This window comes from Neobacillus niacini (assembly GCF_023715415.1).
Classification (GTDB): domain Bacteria; phylum Bacillota; class Bacilli; order Bacillales; family Cytobacillaceae; genus Neobacillus; species Neobacillus niacini_C.
In genome coordinates this window covers 68,563-84,035 of record NZ_JAMBOB010000007.1, presented here as the reverse complement: position 1 = coordinate 84,035, position 15,473 = coordinate 68,563, and the positions used below count along the sequence as shown (strand labels likewise).

At 42.6% G+C, this 15,473-nt stretch carries 18 protein-coding genes; all 18 read right to left on the bottom strand.

What is annotated here, in order from left to right:
- Positions 1–4 precede the first annotated feature (4 nt).
- On the bottom strand, positions 5–862 hold the full coding sequence (gene atpG / locus M3189_RS17415; protein ID WP_251635803.1) for an ATP synthase F1 subunit gamma: 858 nt from the start codon (positions 860–862) through the stop codon (positions 5–7).
- A 107-nt stretch (positions 863–969) separates the two neighbouring features.
- Entirely contained in the window at positions 970–2,478 is a 1,509-nt protein-coding gene (atpA, locus tag M3189_RS17410; RefSeq protein ID WP_251635801.1) for a F0F1 ATP synthase subunit alpha, read from the bottom strand.
- A gap of 26 nt (positions 2,479–2,504) precedes the next feature.
- Positions 2,505–3,041, bottom strand: a complete 537-nt coding sequence (locus tag M3189_RS17405; RefSeq protein WP_251635799.1) for a F0F1 ATP synthase subunit delta — start codon at positions 3,039–3,041, stop codon at positions 2,505–2,507.
- Positions 3,038–3,565, bottom strand: a complete 528-nt coding sequence (locus tag M3189_RS17400) for a F0F1 ATP synthase subunit B (RefSeq protein WP_251635797.1) — start codon at positions 3,563–3,565, stop codon at positions 3,038–3,040. The genes M3189_RS17405 and M3189_RS17400 overlap by 4 nt, the downstream gene beginning before the upstream one ends.
- 161 nt (positions 3,566–3,726) lie before the next feature.
- Positions 3,727–3,939, bottom strand: a complete 213-nt coding sequence (atpE, locus tag M3189_RS17395) for a F0F1 ATP synthase subunit C (RefSeq protein ID WP_053368380.1) — start codon at positions 3,937–3,939, stop codon at positions 3,727–3,729.
- A gap of 75 nt (positions 3,940–4,014) precedes the next feature.
- Positions 4,015–4,725: a F0F1 ATP synthase subunit A gene (gene atpB / locus M3189_RS17390; protein WP_251635794.1), complete on the bottom strand. Its 711-nt coding sequence runs from the start codon at positions 4,723–4,725 to the stop codon at positions 4,015–4,017.
- A gap of 23 nt (positions 4,726–4,748) precedes the next feature.
- On the bottom strand, positions 4,749–5,123 hold the full coding sequence (locus M3189_RS17385; RefSeq protein WP_251635792.1) for an ATP synthase subunit I: 375 nt from the start codon (positions 5,121–5,123) through the stop codon (positions 4,749–4,751).
- Positions 5,124–5,130: 7 nt separating this feature from the next.
- Positions 5,131–5,352: an AtpZ/AtpI family protein gene (locus M3189_RS17380; protein WP_251635791.1), complete on the bottom strand. Its 222-nt coding sequence runs from the start codon at positions 5,350–5,352 to the stop codon at positions 5,131–5,133.
- Between the two features lie 325 nt (positions 5,353–5,677).
- Complete coding sequence (locus M3189_RS17375) at positions 5,678–7,864, bottom strand: S8 family serine peptidase (RefSeq protein ID WP_251635789.1); 2,187 nt, start codon at positions 7,862–7,864, stop codon at positions 5,678–5,680.
- Positions 7,861–8,877: a nuclease-related domain-containing protein gene (locus M3189_RS17370; RefSeq protein WP_251635786.1), complete on the bottom strand. Its 1,017-nt coding sequence runs from the start codon at positions 8,875–8,877 to the stop codon at positions 7,861–7,863. The genes M3189_RS17375 and M3189_RS17370 overlap by 4 nt, the downstream gene beginning before the upstream one ends.
- 330 nt (positions 8,878–9,207) lie before the next feature.
- Entirely contained in the window at positions 9,208–9,837 is a 630-nt protein-coding gene (gene upp / locus M3189_RS17365; protein WP_251635784.1) for a uracil phosphoribosyltransferase, read from the bottom strand.
- A 118-nt stretch (positions 9,838–9,955) separates the two neighbouring features.
- On the bottom strand, positions 9,956–11,197 hold the full coding sequence (gene glyA, locus M3189_RS17360; protein ID WP_251635782.1) for a serine hydroxymethyltransferase: 1,242 nt from the start codon (positions 11,195–11,197) through the stop codon (positions 9,956–9,958).
- Between the two features lie 199 nt (positions 11,198–11,396).
- Complete coding sequence (locus tag M3189_RS17355; protein ID WP_251636440.1) at positions 11,397–11,969, bottom strand: TIGR01440 family protein; 573 nt, start codon at positions 11,967–11,969, stop codon at positions 11,397–11,399.
- A 4-nt stretch (positions 11,970–11,973) separates the two neighbouring features.
- Complete coding sequence (rpiB, locus tag M3189_RS17350) at positions 11,974–12,414, bottom strand: ribose 5-phosphate isomerase B (protein WP_251635780.1); 441 nt, start codon at positions 12,412–12,414, stop codon at positions 11,974–11,976.
- Between the two features lie 78 nt (positions 12,415–12,492).
- Complete coding sequence (locus tag M3189_RS17345; RefSeq protein ID WP_285889718.1) at positions 12,493–12,927, bottom strand: low molecular weight protein arginine phosphatase; 435 nt, start codon at positions 12,925–12,927, stop codon at positions 12,493–12,495.
- 266 nt (positions 12,928–13,193) lie between these two features.
- Complete coding sequence (locus tag M3189_RS17340; protein ID WP_285889731.1) at positions 13,194–13,712, bottom strand: manganese efflux pump MntP; 519 nt, start codon at positions 13,710–13,712, stop codon at positions 13,194–13,196.
- Between the two features lie 136 nt (positions 13,713–13,848).
- Positions 13,849–14,295: a hypothetical protein gene (locus tag M3189_RS17335; protein ID WP_251635776.1), complete on the bottom strand. Its 447-nt coding sequence runs from the start codon at positions 14,293–14,295 to the stop codon at positions 13,849–13,851.
- A gap of 69 nt (positions 14,296–14,364) precedes the next feature.
- Positions 14,365–15,408, bottom strand: a complete 1,044-nt coding sequence (locus tag M3189_RS17330) for an L-threonylcarbamoyladenylate synthase (protein WP_251635774.1) — start codon at positions 15,406–15,408, stop codon at positions 14,365–14,367.
- Positions 15,409–15,473 lie beyond the last annotated feature (65 nt).

Genomic DNA, 15,473 nt, shown 5'->3' with positions numbered 1-15,473 from the left:
GATTCTACTCTAATGCTGCCGCTCCGCCGACAATTTCCGCAATTTCTTGCGTAATCGCTGCTTGACGAGCACGGTTGTAGATAAGTGAATAATTTTTAATCATTTCTTTCGCATTATCAGTAGCATTTCTCATCGCAGTCATCCGGGCTGCATGCTCACTCGCTTTGCTGTCTAACAGAGCGCCATAAATTAAGCTCTCAGCATATTGTGGCAAGAGAACGTCCAAAATTTCTTCTGCAGATGGCTCAAATTCATAAGCAGTAAGCTTCGAAGTCGTTGAAATATCCGTTAACGGAAGCAGCTTCTTCTCCATTACCTCTTGTGTAATTGCGCTTTTATAATGAGTGTAGAATAAGTAAAGTTCATCGAAGGTTCCATCGGAGAACATACCTACCGTACTACTGGTAATATCTTTCACGCTTTCGAAGTTCGGCTGATCCGATACTCCAACAATTTCAAGATCGACATTAATGCCGCGCTTCACAAAAAAGTCACGTGCTACACGACCGATTGCAATAATCGAGTATTCGTCTTTCGACTTGTGACGATTTTGGATTGTTTGAAACACACGTCGGATCACGTTACTGTTAAAAGCACCAGCCAGACCACGGTCAGAAGTCATAACAATATAACCCGTTTTCTTAACAGGACGAGATTGAAGCATAGGATGATTAATCCCTTTGCTGCCCATTGCGACTGCCACAGTAACTTCCTGGATTTTTTCCATGTAAGGAACAAATGCTTTCGCATTCATAACTCCACGATTCCATTTAGCTGCAGACGTCATCTCCATTGCTTTGGTAATCTGACTCATCTTTTTGGTAGAATTTATACTATTTTTTATATCGCGTAATGATGCCATAGGTTCTCACCACCCTCTTACAAAGATTGTGTTCGGCTCCGGTGGAAACAGGCACCCAAAACCGTGCCTGTCACCACCTCCGCCATCAATTAAATGTCAGACCCTACTTATTCGGAAACTGCGAACGTCTTTTTGAAGGCGTTAAGCGCAGCAGCCATATCGTCATCAGAAGGAAGGTCCTTACTGTTTTTAATATGGTCTAACAAGTCTTTGCGATTGTGGTCTAACCAATTAAGGTATTCTGATTCGAAACGACGGATATCTTCTAATGGAATATCATCCAAGAATCCGCGTGTTAATGCATAAAGAATAGCTACTTGCTTTTCAACAGATAGCGGTTTATGAAGATCTTGCTTTAGTACTTCAACAGTACGTGCACCACGGTTAAGCTTCGCTTGTGTCGCTTTATCAAGGTCAGAACCGAACTGTGCGAATGCTTCTAGCTCACGGTATGAAGCAAGGTCAAGACGCAGTGTACCTGCTACCTTCTTCATCGCCTTGATTTGTGCGGATCCACCTACACGTGAAACGGAAAGACCTGCGTTAATCGCTGGACGTACACCGGAGAAGAATAGATCTGATTGTAAGAAAATTTGTCCATCTGTGATGGAAATAACGTTTGTTGGAATATAAGCAGAAACGTCTCCTGCTTGTGTTTCGATAAATGGCAATGCAGTAATTGAACCAGCACCAAGTGTGTCGTTCAATTTCGCTGCACGCTCTAGTAAACGGCTGTGCAAGTAGAATACATCCCCTGGATATGCTTCACGACCTGGAGGACGGCGAAGTAATAGGGAAAGCTCACGGTATGCAGCCGCTTGTTTGGATAAATCATCATATACGATTAAAACATGCTTGCCAGCATACATAAATTCTTCAGCCATTGAAACGCCCGCATATGGAGCTAAGAATAGCAATGGAGCTGGTTGAGACGCAGATGCAGTAACAACGATTGTGTAATCTAATGCTCCAAATTTACGAAGGGTTTCAACCGCACCACGTACAGTTGATTCTTTTTGACCGATTGCTACGTAGATACAGATCATATCTTGACCTTTTTGGTTCAAAATTGTATCGATGGCAACAGATGTTTTACCTGTTTGACGGTCTCCGATAATTAACTCACGTTGACCACGGCCAATTGGTACAAGTGCGTCAATCGCTTTAATACCTGTTTGTAATGGCTCATGAACGGATTTACGAGCCATAACGCCTGAAGCAACTGCTTCAACAGGACGAGTTTTTGTAGTATTGATTGGACCCATACCATCAACTGGTTGTCCTAAAGAGTTAACAACACGACCAATGAGTTCCTCACCAACTGGAACCTCCATGATGCGTCCTGTACGACGAACCTCGTCACCTTCTTTAATTTCAGTGAAAGGTCCTAAGATGATAATACCAACGTTATTGGCTTCAAGGTTTTGAGCCATACCCATAACGCCGTTTGAAAATTCAACAAGTTCTCCAGCCATGACATTGTCGAGGCCATGAACACGTGCGATACCGTCACCTACGGAGATAACAGTACCTACATCACTCACTTGAATTTCAGCCTGATAGTTTTCAATTTGCTTTTTTATCAGGGCACTAATTTCTTCAGCTTTGATGCTCATGAGTTTCACCCCTATTCTTTCGAATCTTAGCTTAACAATTTACGTTCTAAACGGTCTAGCTTCCCGCGCAATGAACCGTCGTATATACGGTTTCCGATTCGGACCTTAACGCCGCCGAGCAATTCGGAATCCACGATATTTTCAATTCTAAGTGATTTCTTGCCAACCTTTGCTCCAAATGTTGCAGAGATTGCTTCACGTTCAGCATCAGATAGCTCACGTGTGCTAGTAACTTCAGCATCAGCAATTCCCTTTTCTTCATTTGCTAGTTCAAAGAATTGGTTTGCTACTTCAATGATCTCGTCTTCGCGATGGCGATCAATCAAAAGCATTAGTGTATTCATTACATATGGATTAACCGCTGAAAAAGCATTTGTTAAAATCTCTTTCTTCTTATCTAGTGTAAGCTTCGAAGACTTCAAAACTGCTTTTAAATCGGTATTGTAAACAAAAACTTCCTTCACTACACGAAGTTCTTCTTCTACTACTCCAAGAAGCTGCTGTTCTTTTGCGATTTGAAAAAGAGCCAACGCGTAGCGTTTCGCTACCATGGAGTTGCTCATCGCTTATCTCCTGCCTCTTGAATATATTCGTTAATAAGTTTATCTTGGTCTGCTGCATTCAATTCTTTTTCAATAACTTTTGAAGCAATTAATACAGACAAGGAAGCAACTTGTTCACGAATAGCGGCAACCGCTTTTTCTTTCTGCTGCTCGATTTCAAGCTTAGCAGATTCTTTCATACGATCAGCTTCTGTGCGTGCTACAGCAATGATTTCTTCACGCTGAATATCGCCTTGCTTTTTCGCACTTTCAATTAAAACTTGCGCTTCTGAACGAGCTTCTTTTAAAAGAGAACGTTGCTCTTCTAATAGTTTCTTTGCTTCGACACGACTTTGTTCAGCCGCTGAAATTTCACCAGCAACATGCTCTTCACGCTGTTTCATGATGCCCATTAATGGACCCCAAGCGAATATTTTAAGCAATACCATTAAGATAATGAACATAACTAGCTGGAAAATGATATCTCCCCAGTTCACACCAGAATGTGCTGCTGCAGCTCCTAATACAAAACTATTTGTTAACACCCGCGGTTCACTCCTTTCAAGGTCTTTCCTTAAAACAACCTATCTATCAGTCGAAATAATTGTCGAAATCAATCGTTTATGCACACTAATGAACATAAACGAATGGCGAAGGTTCTCACGAATGATCTTCGCCATTTATATGAACACTTTTTAGCGTTCGATTATTGACCTTGAACCATGAACGCGATAACAACCGCGATAATTGGAATCGCCTCAACTAACGCAACCCCGATGAACATTGTAGTTTGAAGCATACCACGAGCTTCTGGTTGACGAGCGATACCTTCTACTGTTTTTGATACGATAAGACCGTTACCGATACCAGCACCTAGTGCTGCTAAACCAATTGCGATTGCTGCTGCTAAAAGACCCATTTGAAAATTTCCTCCTTTAATGTATAAAAAAATGAATTCTTATTTTTTGTTCTTAATTTTTAAGAACGGTTTATCTTAATGGTCGCTGCTCACTTTATGAGCTAAGTACACCATTGTTAACATACAGAAAATAAATGATTGGATGGCACCGACAAACAGTGAGAAGCCTTGCCATACCAGCATTGGAAGTGCAGCGGCGATTGTTCCGCCCACACCGGTAGCTAAACCAGCTGCGAGTAAGCTTAATAAAATTTCCCCCGCATAAATGTTTCCGTAAAGTCGGAGACCGAGAGTCAGAGTATTTGCAAACTCTTCAATAATTTTGATTGGGAACATGAACCAGAAAGGTTTAAAGAATTCCTTCCCATATGCTCCGGCACCTCTCATCTTGACACCGTAGAAGTGAGATAATCCCACTATCAATGTGGCTAGTGTCAACGTTACAGCCGGATCTGCTGTTGGCGATTTCCACCAAAGAACTCCGTCGACAACGATTGAAAATGGAAGCCCTAGCATATTCGAAACAAAGATATACATGATGATGGTGATTCCGAGAATATGAAATCGTCCGCCATCTTTCCAATCCATCGTACTGTTTATAATGTTTTTAACAAAATCCATGACCCATTCCATAAAGTTTTGCATTCCGGTCGGTTTCATGGCCAGCTTTCGAGTAGATAGGACGGCTAACAAAAAGACAATTGCAGTTGCTATTGTAATCATCAAAATGTTTGCCAGATTAAATTGGAGCCCAAGAAACGTAACTATTGGAGCTTCGTGATGCAACAGTATTCACCTCGCTTCCCCCGCTATTTATCTGAATAGAAATTGCGCATAAAAAAATCTATCATAATGACAATGTAGGATGTCATTAATCCTATAACCACACTAATGAGGTGAAATTGCTCAGGATACCTCAAAGTGATGACAATCGCTAAAGCAGCACTTGCCATTCGTGAAAAAGATCCAAGTGAACGAATTTGTCTTCCTTCAGCTGCCGCTTGACCAAACTTGTCGATTTTTCGAGCCATCAACCACAAATTAAAGAGGCTCAAACTTGTCCCAAGAATCAATCCAAGAAAGATTGATTGATGCGCAGTGAACCCCCAACCAAGCACATAAAAAGACAATATGAAAAACATCCACTTTCGCTGTCGGACAAACATGGTTTGAAATTCTGGCATGGTTGGTCTAATCTCCTGAATTGAACTTGCGAATTGTAACAAGCATCGAGTAAATACCGGCCGCTAAACCAATAAACAATCCAACAATTAAGAAAATTGGTTCTGTGCCCCACTGCTTATCCAGCCATCTGCCAAAAAATATACCGATAAGAATGGATCCTACAAGGGCTGCAAGAATGGCGGACATTAGGGCATATGCTTTAAACGGATTGCGGTTTTCATTACGCATACTTATCGCTCTCTCACCTTTAGAGAATACAATCAAAAAAACGAGGGTATGTACAAAAAGAAGATAGGTAGAATTCCGAGAATTCTGTCGAATTACGTGAAAACCCTCTCATTCTACATCCTTTGTTAGCATACAATAGCGATTCTTCAAAGTCAATGGATTTACGTGAAATTACGTACAAACTATTCTGAGTAATTTCTTCCATTTGGAAGTTTTAGTTAACACTATAATTGTAGTGTAATTCACCAATATATTTATGTCTAAAATGTGACCATTTTGTGAACAAATTGATCAGGAGTGGCAAATAACACCACCCCAATTAAATTCACCTGACCGCTGCTCCAATCACAAGCATCGTTTCAATAAAATCCTCTTTCCCTGCCTTTTTTGCAAATACCTTGGCAAGATACGTTCCTTCAGGAGGGAGGTTCTCAGCTGTAATCACCTTGCTGACCAACCCTTTCTTTACGTTCTGATTACTGTCTAAAAAGCCAACGAATCGGAAATCATCCGGATTAAAAAGGGCAATTCCAAACTCCTCCGCCCCACCTGGTAGATAGACCTCATAGTGATAAGTCCCAGGCTTGTCGCCATCCTTAAAATCAAATCCCATTACTCTCGGGTAATTCGGTTCCTCAAGTACATAGATATAGGGAACTTGAATCGAATTAGCCCCAGCATGAATGGTTAGATACCCATCATGAATCTTTCCTTTCAATTCTACAGGATTCACCTTTAGTTCAAGCTTAGCGTCTCGAGATTCTCCAGGCTTAAGGGTAAAAGCCAGCGGGAATTGCCATTCAAGGCCGTCTTTACCTTTGGGGATGTCAAAGGTATAGCGCACAGGTTTTTCACTTAGATTCTCAACACGCAAAAATGCTTTGTGGGTATCGCCTTCACTCTCAAACTTGCCAAATCGGAGCGAACTTGGACTAACAAGCGAGGTGGCTTTTACAGCTTCATTCACCTGAATCCTTCCTGCCCCCTGTTCATACGTCCGGTAAGGTTTACCGTTTTTTTCTAACGGTTTGGCGGTATTCATTAGGGCTGCCTTAATTTGATCCGGGGTCCACTCTGGATGTGCCTGTTTAATAAGCGCACATGCCCCCGCCACATGGGGGGCTGCCATACTCGTTCCCTGGAGAGAAAGATAACCGCCGGGAATGGTTGAATTAACCGCCACACCTGGTGCAACAAGATCCGGTTTGACCTCCCACGTGTCCGTCACCGGCCCCCTCGAGCTAAAATCCGCCAGCAAATCCCTTTCCTCCACACATTCGATTCTCGCTAAGGAATTGGTTTTGCTTTTTAAAACCTCCCCCTCTTTCTTTGTGATGGAACCGACCGGAATATCGAGCGGAGCCTCCAGATTCCCCATGAACCCGCCACTTAAATTATTGTAAATAATAACTCCCTTCGCCCCAGCCGCCTTAGCATTATTGGCTTTTTCAGTAAACGTCAATTTCCCTCTTTTTATGAGAACTATTTTTCCCATTACGTCCTTTAAATCTGCCTGCGTCCCCATCCCGCCATCAACAATAGGAAGGGACCGGTCCATTGCCCAATTCGCTGAGCCCGCCAGAGGCTGAATCTTGATTTTATCCCGTATTCCTTCTATTAGAATATGAGGGACTTCTAAGGTAGGGGTCGAAGCTCCAACCGATATTGCCTTTGATGCCGTTCCCGGCGAACCAACTGTCCAGATATTTGGACCGGAATTACCGGATGCTGCGATGGCCACAATCCCCTTATCCACCGCTCGATTCAAAGCGAGGGAGATGGGCAGGTCCGGACCATTAATATCATTGCCAAGAGAAAGGTTCATAATATCCACTTTGTCTTTTATCGCCTGCTCGATTGCCGCAAGCACATTTTCCGTCGTTCCGCCGCCACCAGGTCCCAGCGCACGGTAAGCGAGGATTTTCGCCTCCGGTGCGACTCCCTTTATCTTTCCATTTGCCGCAATAATTCCGGCCACATGGGTGCCATGAACCGTCGCACTTCCTAGCGTTTTTGTTTCCATTGGATCACCATCATTATCCACAAGGTCCCGTCCGCCCGCATAATTTCTTCTCAGGTCAGGATGGGTGTAATCCACACCCGTATCGATAACCCCGACCGTAATTCCTTTCCCCGTCAAGCGGCGATTCTTTTTATCAAAAAGGCCGCGAATCTCTTCACCGCCAATAATTTTAACACCTTCCTCCCCCTGCACCCTGTACTGATTTACAGGTGAAATACTGATAATTTGTTTGCTGGTTTCCGCCAATTGTTCTATTGATTCTGGGTTTCCTTCGACCGAGAATCCATAAATCGCTTCTGTAAAAACATGCCTGAGGTGAATATCTTTGTAGGGTTTAATGAGCTGTTGAATGTCCTCGGGGGTTTGCGGCTCTTCAAGAACCACAATCGCCACCCGTTCTTTCGGTATCGGAGGGTTCTCGAGCGACCGAGCAGAAGTAGTCGTTTGAAGGGAGAAAACTAGTACGAATAAAAGTGTCCATTTTTTCATGTAAAAAATCCCCCTTTTTTCATAGAGTTTTCATCGTGAGGGGAAAATATGCAGTTTTTTGGGAGAAAGTATTTGGTACCTCGTTTGGATCCTGTCGAGAAAAGATTTAGGGAAAGCAGTAAATATCTAGCTTTAATAGAGGAATCGACCTGTAGAAAATCAGCAAACTGCTTCCTGTTGATGGTCGGACTGTAGAGAAGAAAATAATCACTTACAGCTTGGATGTGTGCGGTTTTGGAGGTTTCTTTGCATTTGTTACACCGCCAAGAAGCTGAAACATACTCCATTGGGTAACACTTGCAATTACTATTCGTACACTGTACACCTGTTATCAAATCGGTTTGGGATAATTCGTACTTTTGAAAGATATCCGGAATGTAGATATGATGGGCTTTTAAGAGGGTATCTGAAAGTTGAGTTAGGGTATTCTTTGTCATGCGAGGCTTTTGATACTTGTCTTCCAATTCTTTTATCTTATCAAGCAGCGATTCGGCATAGATGATTTTTTGAAAAATTTGCTGGTTGTCTGGAGTTGTTTCGATAATCGTAGACGTTTTACTAATTACCACTAGGCTCTCCACCGGTATCCCCCTGATTTGATGAAACTTTAACCAATTCGTAAATTGAAGGTGGTGCCTTTTCACTTGCTGTATAGGGTTATCCATCCCTTCATCTACATTATTTAATTCCCTGATCATTAGGTCCGATCCCTTTTCAAACTTTAACTTACCGGAAATATTTTTGACCTCGATGATTAACGCAAATCTTGAAGAAATCAGCAGCAAATCCATCTGGAAGTCCTTTTTATCCTTTAGCCGCAATCCATAAAAAATGTAATATTCATTTTCTGGTAAAAACGATACGTAATAACTCGTATTGAGTTCCCCATAATACCCTTTCAGCCATATCTTTAGGTCCTTTTCCACAATCGGCCTTACGGGGTGCCCTTTTGGCATCCTTTTTAATAAAGCTATGCATTGTTCAGCGTGAACGGAGAGTTTTAACTCTAACATGATCAACAAAATCACCTCTTTTTCGAATTAAAAGGGTAATTCTCTACTAATTTGAGTATTCCTGCTTAAAAAATAAGTAGATAGTGTGAACTTATTTTTTGGGAAAAGCCTCAGGAAAAGTTATGGACTATTTTCGAGGGGTTTTGGACTTTTTCCATGGGTTTATGGACTATTTTTAGAGGGTTTTGGACTTTTTTCATGCAGTTATGGACCTTTTTCAAGGGGTTTTGGACTATTAGCCAATATTTGTAAAAAACACCCCTCGAAATAGGTATTTTAAAAAACAAAAACTGAGCAGAAAAATAGTTCTGCTCAGCCCCAATTACCTTATTATTTCGTCCCAAACAATCGATCCCCAGCATCTCCGAGCCCAGGTACGATATATCCATGGTCATTCAACTTCTCATCTAATGCAGCGATATAAATATCCACATCCGGATGTGCTGCCTTAACCGCTTCAACGCCTTCTGGTGCCGCAATCAAACACATAAACTTGATATGCTTCGCACCGCGCTTTTTCAAGCTATCAATTGCCACATTCGCAGAACCGCCCGTTGCGAGCATTGGGTCAACAACGATGAATTCACGTTCTTCAACGTCACTTGGCAGCTTAATGTAATATTCCACTGGCAGTAACGTTTCCGGGTCGCGGTATAAACCAACATGGCCAACCTTTGCAGCTGGAATTAATTTCAGAATCCCGTCCACCATACCAATTCCTGCACGCAGAATCGGGACAACGCCCATTTTCTTCCCTGATAATACCTTTGATTTCGCCGAACAGACTGGCGTTTCAATTTCGATATCTTCAAGCGACATATCTCGTGTGATTTCAAACGCCATAAGCGTTGCCACTTCGTCTACTAATTCACGGAACTCCTTCGTTCCTGTGTTTTTATCACGAATGTATGTAAGTTTATGCTGAATAAGTGGATGGTCGAAGACGTATACCTTTGCCACAATGATCGCCCCTTTATTAAAATTTAACTCCGTCTCATTTTACAGAAAAACGATATAGAGAGCAAATAAAAATCAAAAAAGAAATCGACCCATTCACAGAGTCGATTTCAAAAGTTGTTTAATATTCAGGATAAAGCGTGAATTTACCTGTTAAAGCACTAACACGATCACTAGCTTCTTTAAGCTTTGCTTCGTCTTCATGATTTTTCAAGGTAAACGCAATGATGGACGCAATTTCATCCATATCTTCTAATCCAAAGCCACGGCTCGTAACCGCCGCAGTACCAATACGGATACCGCTCGTTACAAATGGGCTTTGCGGATCAAACGGAATTGTATTTTTGTTAACGGTAATCCCTACTTCGTCAAGGACCTTTTCCGCAACCTTACCCGTTAAACCTAGTGTTTGCATGTCTAAGAGCAGCAAGTGATTGTCCGTACCACCGGAAACCAGCTTGATCCCCTCTTTTTGCAAACCTTCCGCTAAACGCTTGGCATTTGCAATAATTTGACCTGCATATTCTTTAAAGCTATCCTGAAGAACTTCCCCAAATGCTACCGCTTTTGCAGAAATAACATGCATTAACGGTCCGCCTTGGATACCAGGGAAAATCGATTTGTCAATTTTCTTCCCGAATTCCTCTTTACATAAAATCATTCCACCACGAGGTCCACGTAGCGTTTTATGCGTAGTTGTTGTAACGAAATCAGCATAAGGTACTGGATTTTGGTGAAGGCCAGCTGCCACAAGTCCAGCAATATGAGCCATATCAACCATTAAATAAGCGCCCACTTCATCGGCAATTTCACGGAATTTCGCAAAATCAATTGCACGAGGATACGCACTTGCACCAGCAACAATCATCTTCGGCTTATGTTCGCGAGCTTTTGCCAACACATCATCATAATTAATCAGATGTGTTGTTTCGTCCACACCGTACTCAACAAACTTATATTGAACACCACTAAAATTGACCGGGCTGCCGTGTGTTAAGTGGCCGCCATGCGAAAGGTTCATACCAAGAACAGTGTCGCCTTGTTCAAGGACCGTAAAGTAAACAGCCATATTCGCCTGTGCACCAGAATGCGGCTGAACGTTCACATACTCCGCACCAAAAATCTCCTTCGCACGCTCACGAGCAAGGTCTTCGACTACGTCCACGTATTCACAACCGCCATAATAGCGGCGACCTGGGTAGCCCTCTGCATATTTGTTGGTTAACACAGAACCCTGTGCCTCCATTACCGCTTCACTCACAAAGTTTTCTGAGGCAATTAATTCAATTTTTCCGCGCTGGCGTCCTAATTCCTGTTGAATCGCTTCAAATACCTGTTTGTCCTGATTAGACAAATGCTTCATGGTAATCCCCCCTGTATGTATAAACCTGAAATGACTTTCCTGAAAATTCTCTCTATATAATAGCACGTTTCTCTCAAAAAGAGAAATGGATATTCGTAAAATCTCCATTTCTTTTATTTTACCCTAGTAAAAGGATAAAGAAAATACACTATACACGAACATTAAAATAAATTATACTAAAAACGTTCGCCTTTAACAATCAACTACAGCTGGAATTTCCCGCTGTCTTTTCATAAACCGCTCGAGCCCCGCCAATGAGTTTTGGCCGTGTTTTCGCTAAGGTAACATGTGCATGTCCAACGTTTTTCTGTGCCACTCGGATGGGAACCGCCACATGTTTCAGGTGCATACCAATAAAGGTGTGACCAATATCAATCCCAGCATCCGCCTTCAAAAATTCAACAACAACGGCGTCCTCCATTTTTTCAAACGCATGTGTAGCCATTGCTCCGCCTGCAGTCCTTACTGGCACCACAGATACTTCGTCTAATCTTCGCTTATCCGCCTCAACTCTTTCAATCACAAGTGCCCGGTTTAAGTGCTCGCAGCATTGGAATGCCAACGCAACACCGGTATTCGCCGCAAACCTACTTAATTGACGGAAAATCATCTCAGCGACATCCAATGTCCCCGCCGTTCCGATTTTCTCACCAATTACTTCACTCGTACTACAGCCCACGACTAGCAGCTGCCCCGGCACCAAAGAAGCCTGCAATTGAAATTCAGTTAAAATTGTTTCAAGCTCTTTTTCCCATACTTGAATCACGGTCATCAACCTACTTCTGCTCGTATTCGCTGATTTTTCCAATCCGAGTAGCATGTCGGCCGGCTTCAAACTCTTCTGTCAGCCAAATTTGTGCAATATCACGAGCAAGGCCAGGTCCGATTACACGCTCACCCATCGTGAGAATATTGGTATCATTGTGCGCACGTGTTGCCTTTGCACTAAACGTATCATGCACAAGGGCACAGCGTATACCCTTTACCTTGTTCGCAGCAATGCTCATGCCAATTCCTGTTCCACAAATCAAGATTCCTCTATCAAACTCACCGCTCGCTACCTTCTCAGCAACCGGCAGCGCATAATCCGGATAGTCGACAGACCCTTCACAGTCACAGCCGAAATCCTGATATTCAATCCCAAGTTCATCCATTAAGTTAGCAATTTCCTTACGAATATTCACTCCGCCATGATCAGACGCTAATGCTACTTTCATCTAAAAACCTCCTATACTAATCCTTCCTTAATATTGACATACCGGTAAAAAAATATAAAGCCCTCACTACTGAGAGCTTTACATTTTTTCAATCGCTTTTGTAATCAATTTTTCTAATTCCTGATAGGTTTCCTGATAGATGGCCAAATTGCCGCCAAAAGGGTCAACAACATCGACATCATAGTCCTCTCCCGTAAATTCCTTTAAGGTGAAAACTTTTCCGGCTGCAGAAGCGTATTGCTCCAGAATGGCATTTTTATGCGAACCTGTCATCGTTAAAATTAGATCTGCCCATTGTACAGATTCTATAGTTAGCATCGTGGAGGAATGGTTATGTTCAATATAATGAGAATTAAGCACCTGTTTAGCGTGAGCAGATGCCTCACTTCCCGTTGCCGCATAAATTCCTGCCGACTTCACTTCTAAACCTTCAATCTTCTTACTTTTTAAAATTGCTTCCGCCATCGGGCTTCTGCACGTATTCCCTGTACAAACAAACAAAATGCGCTGCAAACTGCCAGCCTCCTTTCAAAATTGTCTAGCTTAAGCAGCCTAGACACTTTTCTATTGTCTAGCGCAAGCAGCCTAGGGGCTCGGGGTCATAAGTCAATCCAGCAAGAAGGTAAAAACCAACCTTCTCGCCGGCTCGCCTTATGCCTGTCACCCCTGGGAAAAAATGAACTGCTTTTTTCCTTGGGCAAGGCGCTTCCGCTTTTCTATGTACATTCTATCATTTCTCCAACAGTAACGAAAAAACCTTTCACATTTTTGGAAAGGTTTTATAAAAAGGAATAAAGTAATTTTATTCCAAATGCGAGTAAGATGCTTCCCCCTAATGCTTCGCTATACGATCCAATCCAACCCTGCGCTTTTCTTCCCAATAACAAACCCGCCCAAGTTAAAATGGTTGCCACTACCCCAAAGCAGATAATCACCAAAATCGTTTTTGCCCCATAGATTCCTAGCGTCAGTCCGAGCGAAAAACTATCGAGACTCACACTGGTTGCAAAGATGAGTAGTCCAAATCCAACCGGCGTCATCACCTTTTCCTCACTTTTCCGAAGGCTTGACCAAATCATTTGCACCCCGAGCAACATAAGGAGCAGCCCTCCCACCAAAGACGCAAAGGTTCCAAATTTATCGGATAAAAACCTCCCGGCGAGCATTCCCACAAGCGGCATCCACACATGGAATAAACCAATCGTGATTCCAATTTTAAAAATCTGCCGAAGTCTTAACTTAAACATACCCATTCCGAGACCAACAGAAAAGGCATCCATCCCTAGTGCAAACGCCATTAACAACAGCGTTACAAGTTCCCCAATAATTCCATACACGAATCTCTACCCCCTCGGACTTGCCCTGATTTAACATATGCACGTCCAAAGGGTTTTAGAATCGAAAAGCGCATGTACACGGACCTGCCTGCCCATGCTAATCCCAAAAATTAAAAACGATCTGTCCTACTTTTTCAGGTTTCCAGTATGAAATCTGCTGCAACTCAGCACGATTCAACCCACTTTTATGCTTGTCTTCTAAAGGCGTACGAAGCTCTAATGTATCTAAAACCTGATAAAAGGGAGAAAACTGTTCCGAAAGAGCAGGTATATCCACGAATTGAATATCCCCAAAGTCAACGGCAGCCGCAAATGCTAGATAAGGATAATGCTTATTGAGCAGGATATAGAACACAAAATCAAACATCTCAACCTGAACTTTAAAAAAATTTGCTGAAGAATGAGAGAGATTACCATCTAGAACCTTCCCACCATTACAAGCGGTCAAATGGTAACACAATTGTTTAAATAGTTTTCCGTCTATTTGTGGAGGCTCATTTGCTTCTGAATCATAAAAACCACTCACTCCATTAGGAAGTTTCATTAATATACTCACCACCCCGTTCCGAAAGAGTAATTTCTAAAAAAAGGCCTCCTTATTAGGAGACCTGGGTTACTCGTTTATCATTTTGTTCCCTGCTGCTTTTTGCAAACGATTCATGATGGCATGACCGACACCCGTATTCGAAAAAGTTTCACTGAAAATAACGTCTACTTTTTCCTGATTAAACGCCCGTAATGTTTCATATAGCTTTGTTGCAACACTTTCAAGCTCGTCTCTTCTTCCACATGCGACCGAAACATCAGCCTGATAATCTTCCACACTTTCTTCCGTTGCAAGCACACCCACTCGCAGCCCAGCATTCTGCTTTTCTTCTATTAAACCTTGCAGAAAAGATGTACTTCCATTAACTAAATAAAGTGGGGCATTCGGAGCGTAGTGCTGATACTTCATCCCAGGGGCCTTCGGTTTAGAAGCTTCATCAATCAATGCCGCATCCAGATGAACCTCACCGATAACGTTCTCCAGCTGTTCCTTCGTCACTCCGCCCGGACGTAAAATAACCGGAATTTCCTCGGTACAATCCAAAACCGTCGATTCCACACCAACACCCGTCGAACCGCCGTCCAGCACACCAGCTATTTTCCCGTTTAAATCATCCAACACATGCTGGGCATTTGTCGGACTTGGCTTTCCGGAACTATTCGCACTTGGCGCCGCAATCGGAAGCTGGCATTTTTTCAAAAGTGCCAAGGCGACAGGATGATCTGGCATCCGAACGGCAACACTCTCCAAACCTGCGGTTGCTTTTTCCGAAAGAACACCGTCTCTCTTTTTAAAAATAATTGTCAACGGTCCTGGCCAGAACCTTTCCATTAATCGTTCAGCATTTTTAGGAACTTCCGCAACAAATGCTGAAAGCTGATGTTTATCCGCAATGTGGATAATCAGTGGATTATCACTCGGTCTGCCTTTTGCAGCAAAGATTTTTTCCACCGCCACATCACTTTTTGCATTTCCACCTAGTCCATAAACAGTCTCTGTTGGTAATGCCACCACTTCATTTTCCTGTAAAAAATGAGCGGCATCCACAACCTGTGGATTATTTTCGAGGTTATCCACATATTTATCCACTTTCCATACTTTTGTGTTCATAGTTATCCACCTTTACCGGAAGCGCAAATGATATCGAAATTTGCCGAATTTAGGCTCTTTGTCTC

Bases quoted from the DNA above. Each gene is read 5' to 3' on its own strand.
- glyA (WP_251635782.1), bottom strand. From the start codon at position 11,197: ATGAAGCATTTGTCTAATCAGGACAAACAGGTATTTGAAGCGATTCAA.
- atpG (WP_251635803.1), bottom strand. From the start codon at position 862: ATGGCATCATTACGCGATATAAAAAATAGTATAAATTCTACCAAAAAG.
- M3189_RS17340 (WP_285889731.1), bottom strand. From the start codon at position 13,712: ATGGCGTTTGCACTAGGGATGGATGCCTTTTCTGTTGGTCTCGGAATG.
- M3189_RS17370 (WP_251635786.1), bottom strand. From the start codon at position 8,877: ATGTTAGAGTTAAAACTCTCCGTTCACGCTGAACAATGCATAGCTTTA.
- M3189_RS17330 (WP_251635774.1), bottom strand. From the start codon at position 15,408: ATGAACACAAAAGTATGGAAAGTGGATAAATATGTGGATAACCTCGAA.
- rpiB (WP_251635780.1), bottom strand. From the start codon at position 12,414: ATGAAAGTAGCATTAGCGTCTGATCATGGCGGAGTGAATATTCGTAAG.
- M3189_RS17385 (WP_251635792.1), bottom strand. From the start codon at position 5,123: ATGCCAGAATTTCAAACCATGTTTGTCCGACAGCGAAAGTGGATGTTT.
- M3189_RS17405 (WP_251635799.1), bottom strand. From the start codon at position 3,041: ATGAGCAACTCCATGGTAGCGAAACGCTACGCGTTGGCTCTTTTTCAA.
- M3189_RS17380 (WP_251635791.1), bottom strand. From the start codon at position 5,352: ATGCGTAATGAAAACCGCAATCCGTTTAAAGCATATGCCCTAATGTCC.
- atpE (WP_053368380.1), bottom strand. From the start codon at position 3,939: ATGGGTCTTTTAGCAGCAGCAATCGCAATTGGTTTAGCAGCACTAGGT.
- M3189_RS17375 (WP_251635789.1), bottom strand. From the start codon at position 7,864: ATGAAAAAATGGACACTTTTATTCGTACTAGTTTTCTCCCTTCAAACG.
- M3189_RS17335 (WP_251635776.1), bottom strand. From the start codon at position 14,295: ATGAAACTTCCTAATGGAGTGAGTGGTTTTTATGATTCAGAAGCAAAT.
- atpA (WP_251635801.1), bottom strand. From the start codon at position 2,478: ATGAGCATCAAAGCTGAAGAAATTAGTGCCCTGATAAAAAAGCAAATT.
- M3189_RS17355 (WP_251636440.1), bottom strand. From the start codon at position 11,969: ATGACCGTGATTCAAGTATGGGAAAAAGAGCTTGAAACAATTTTAACT.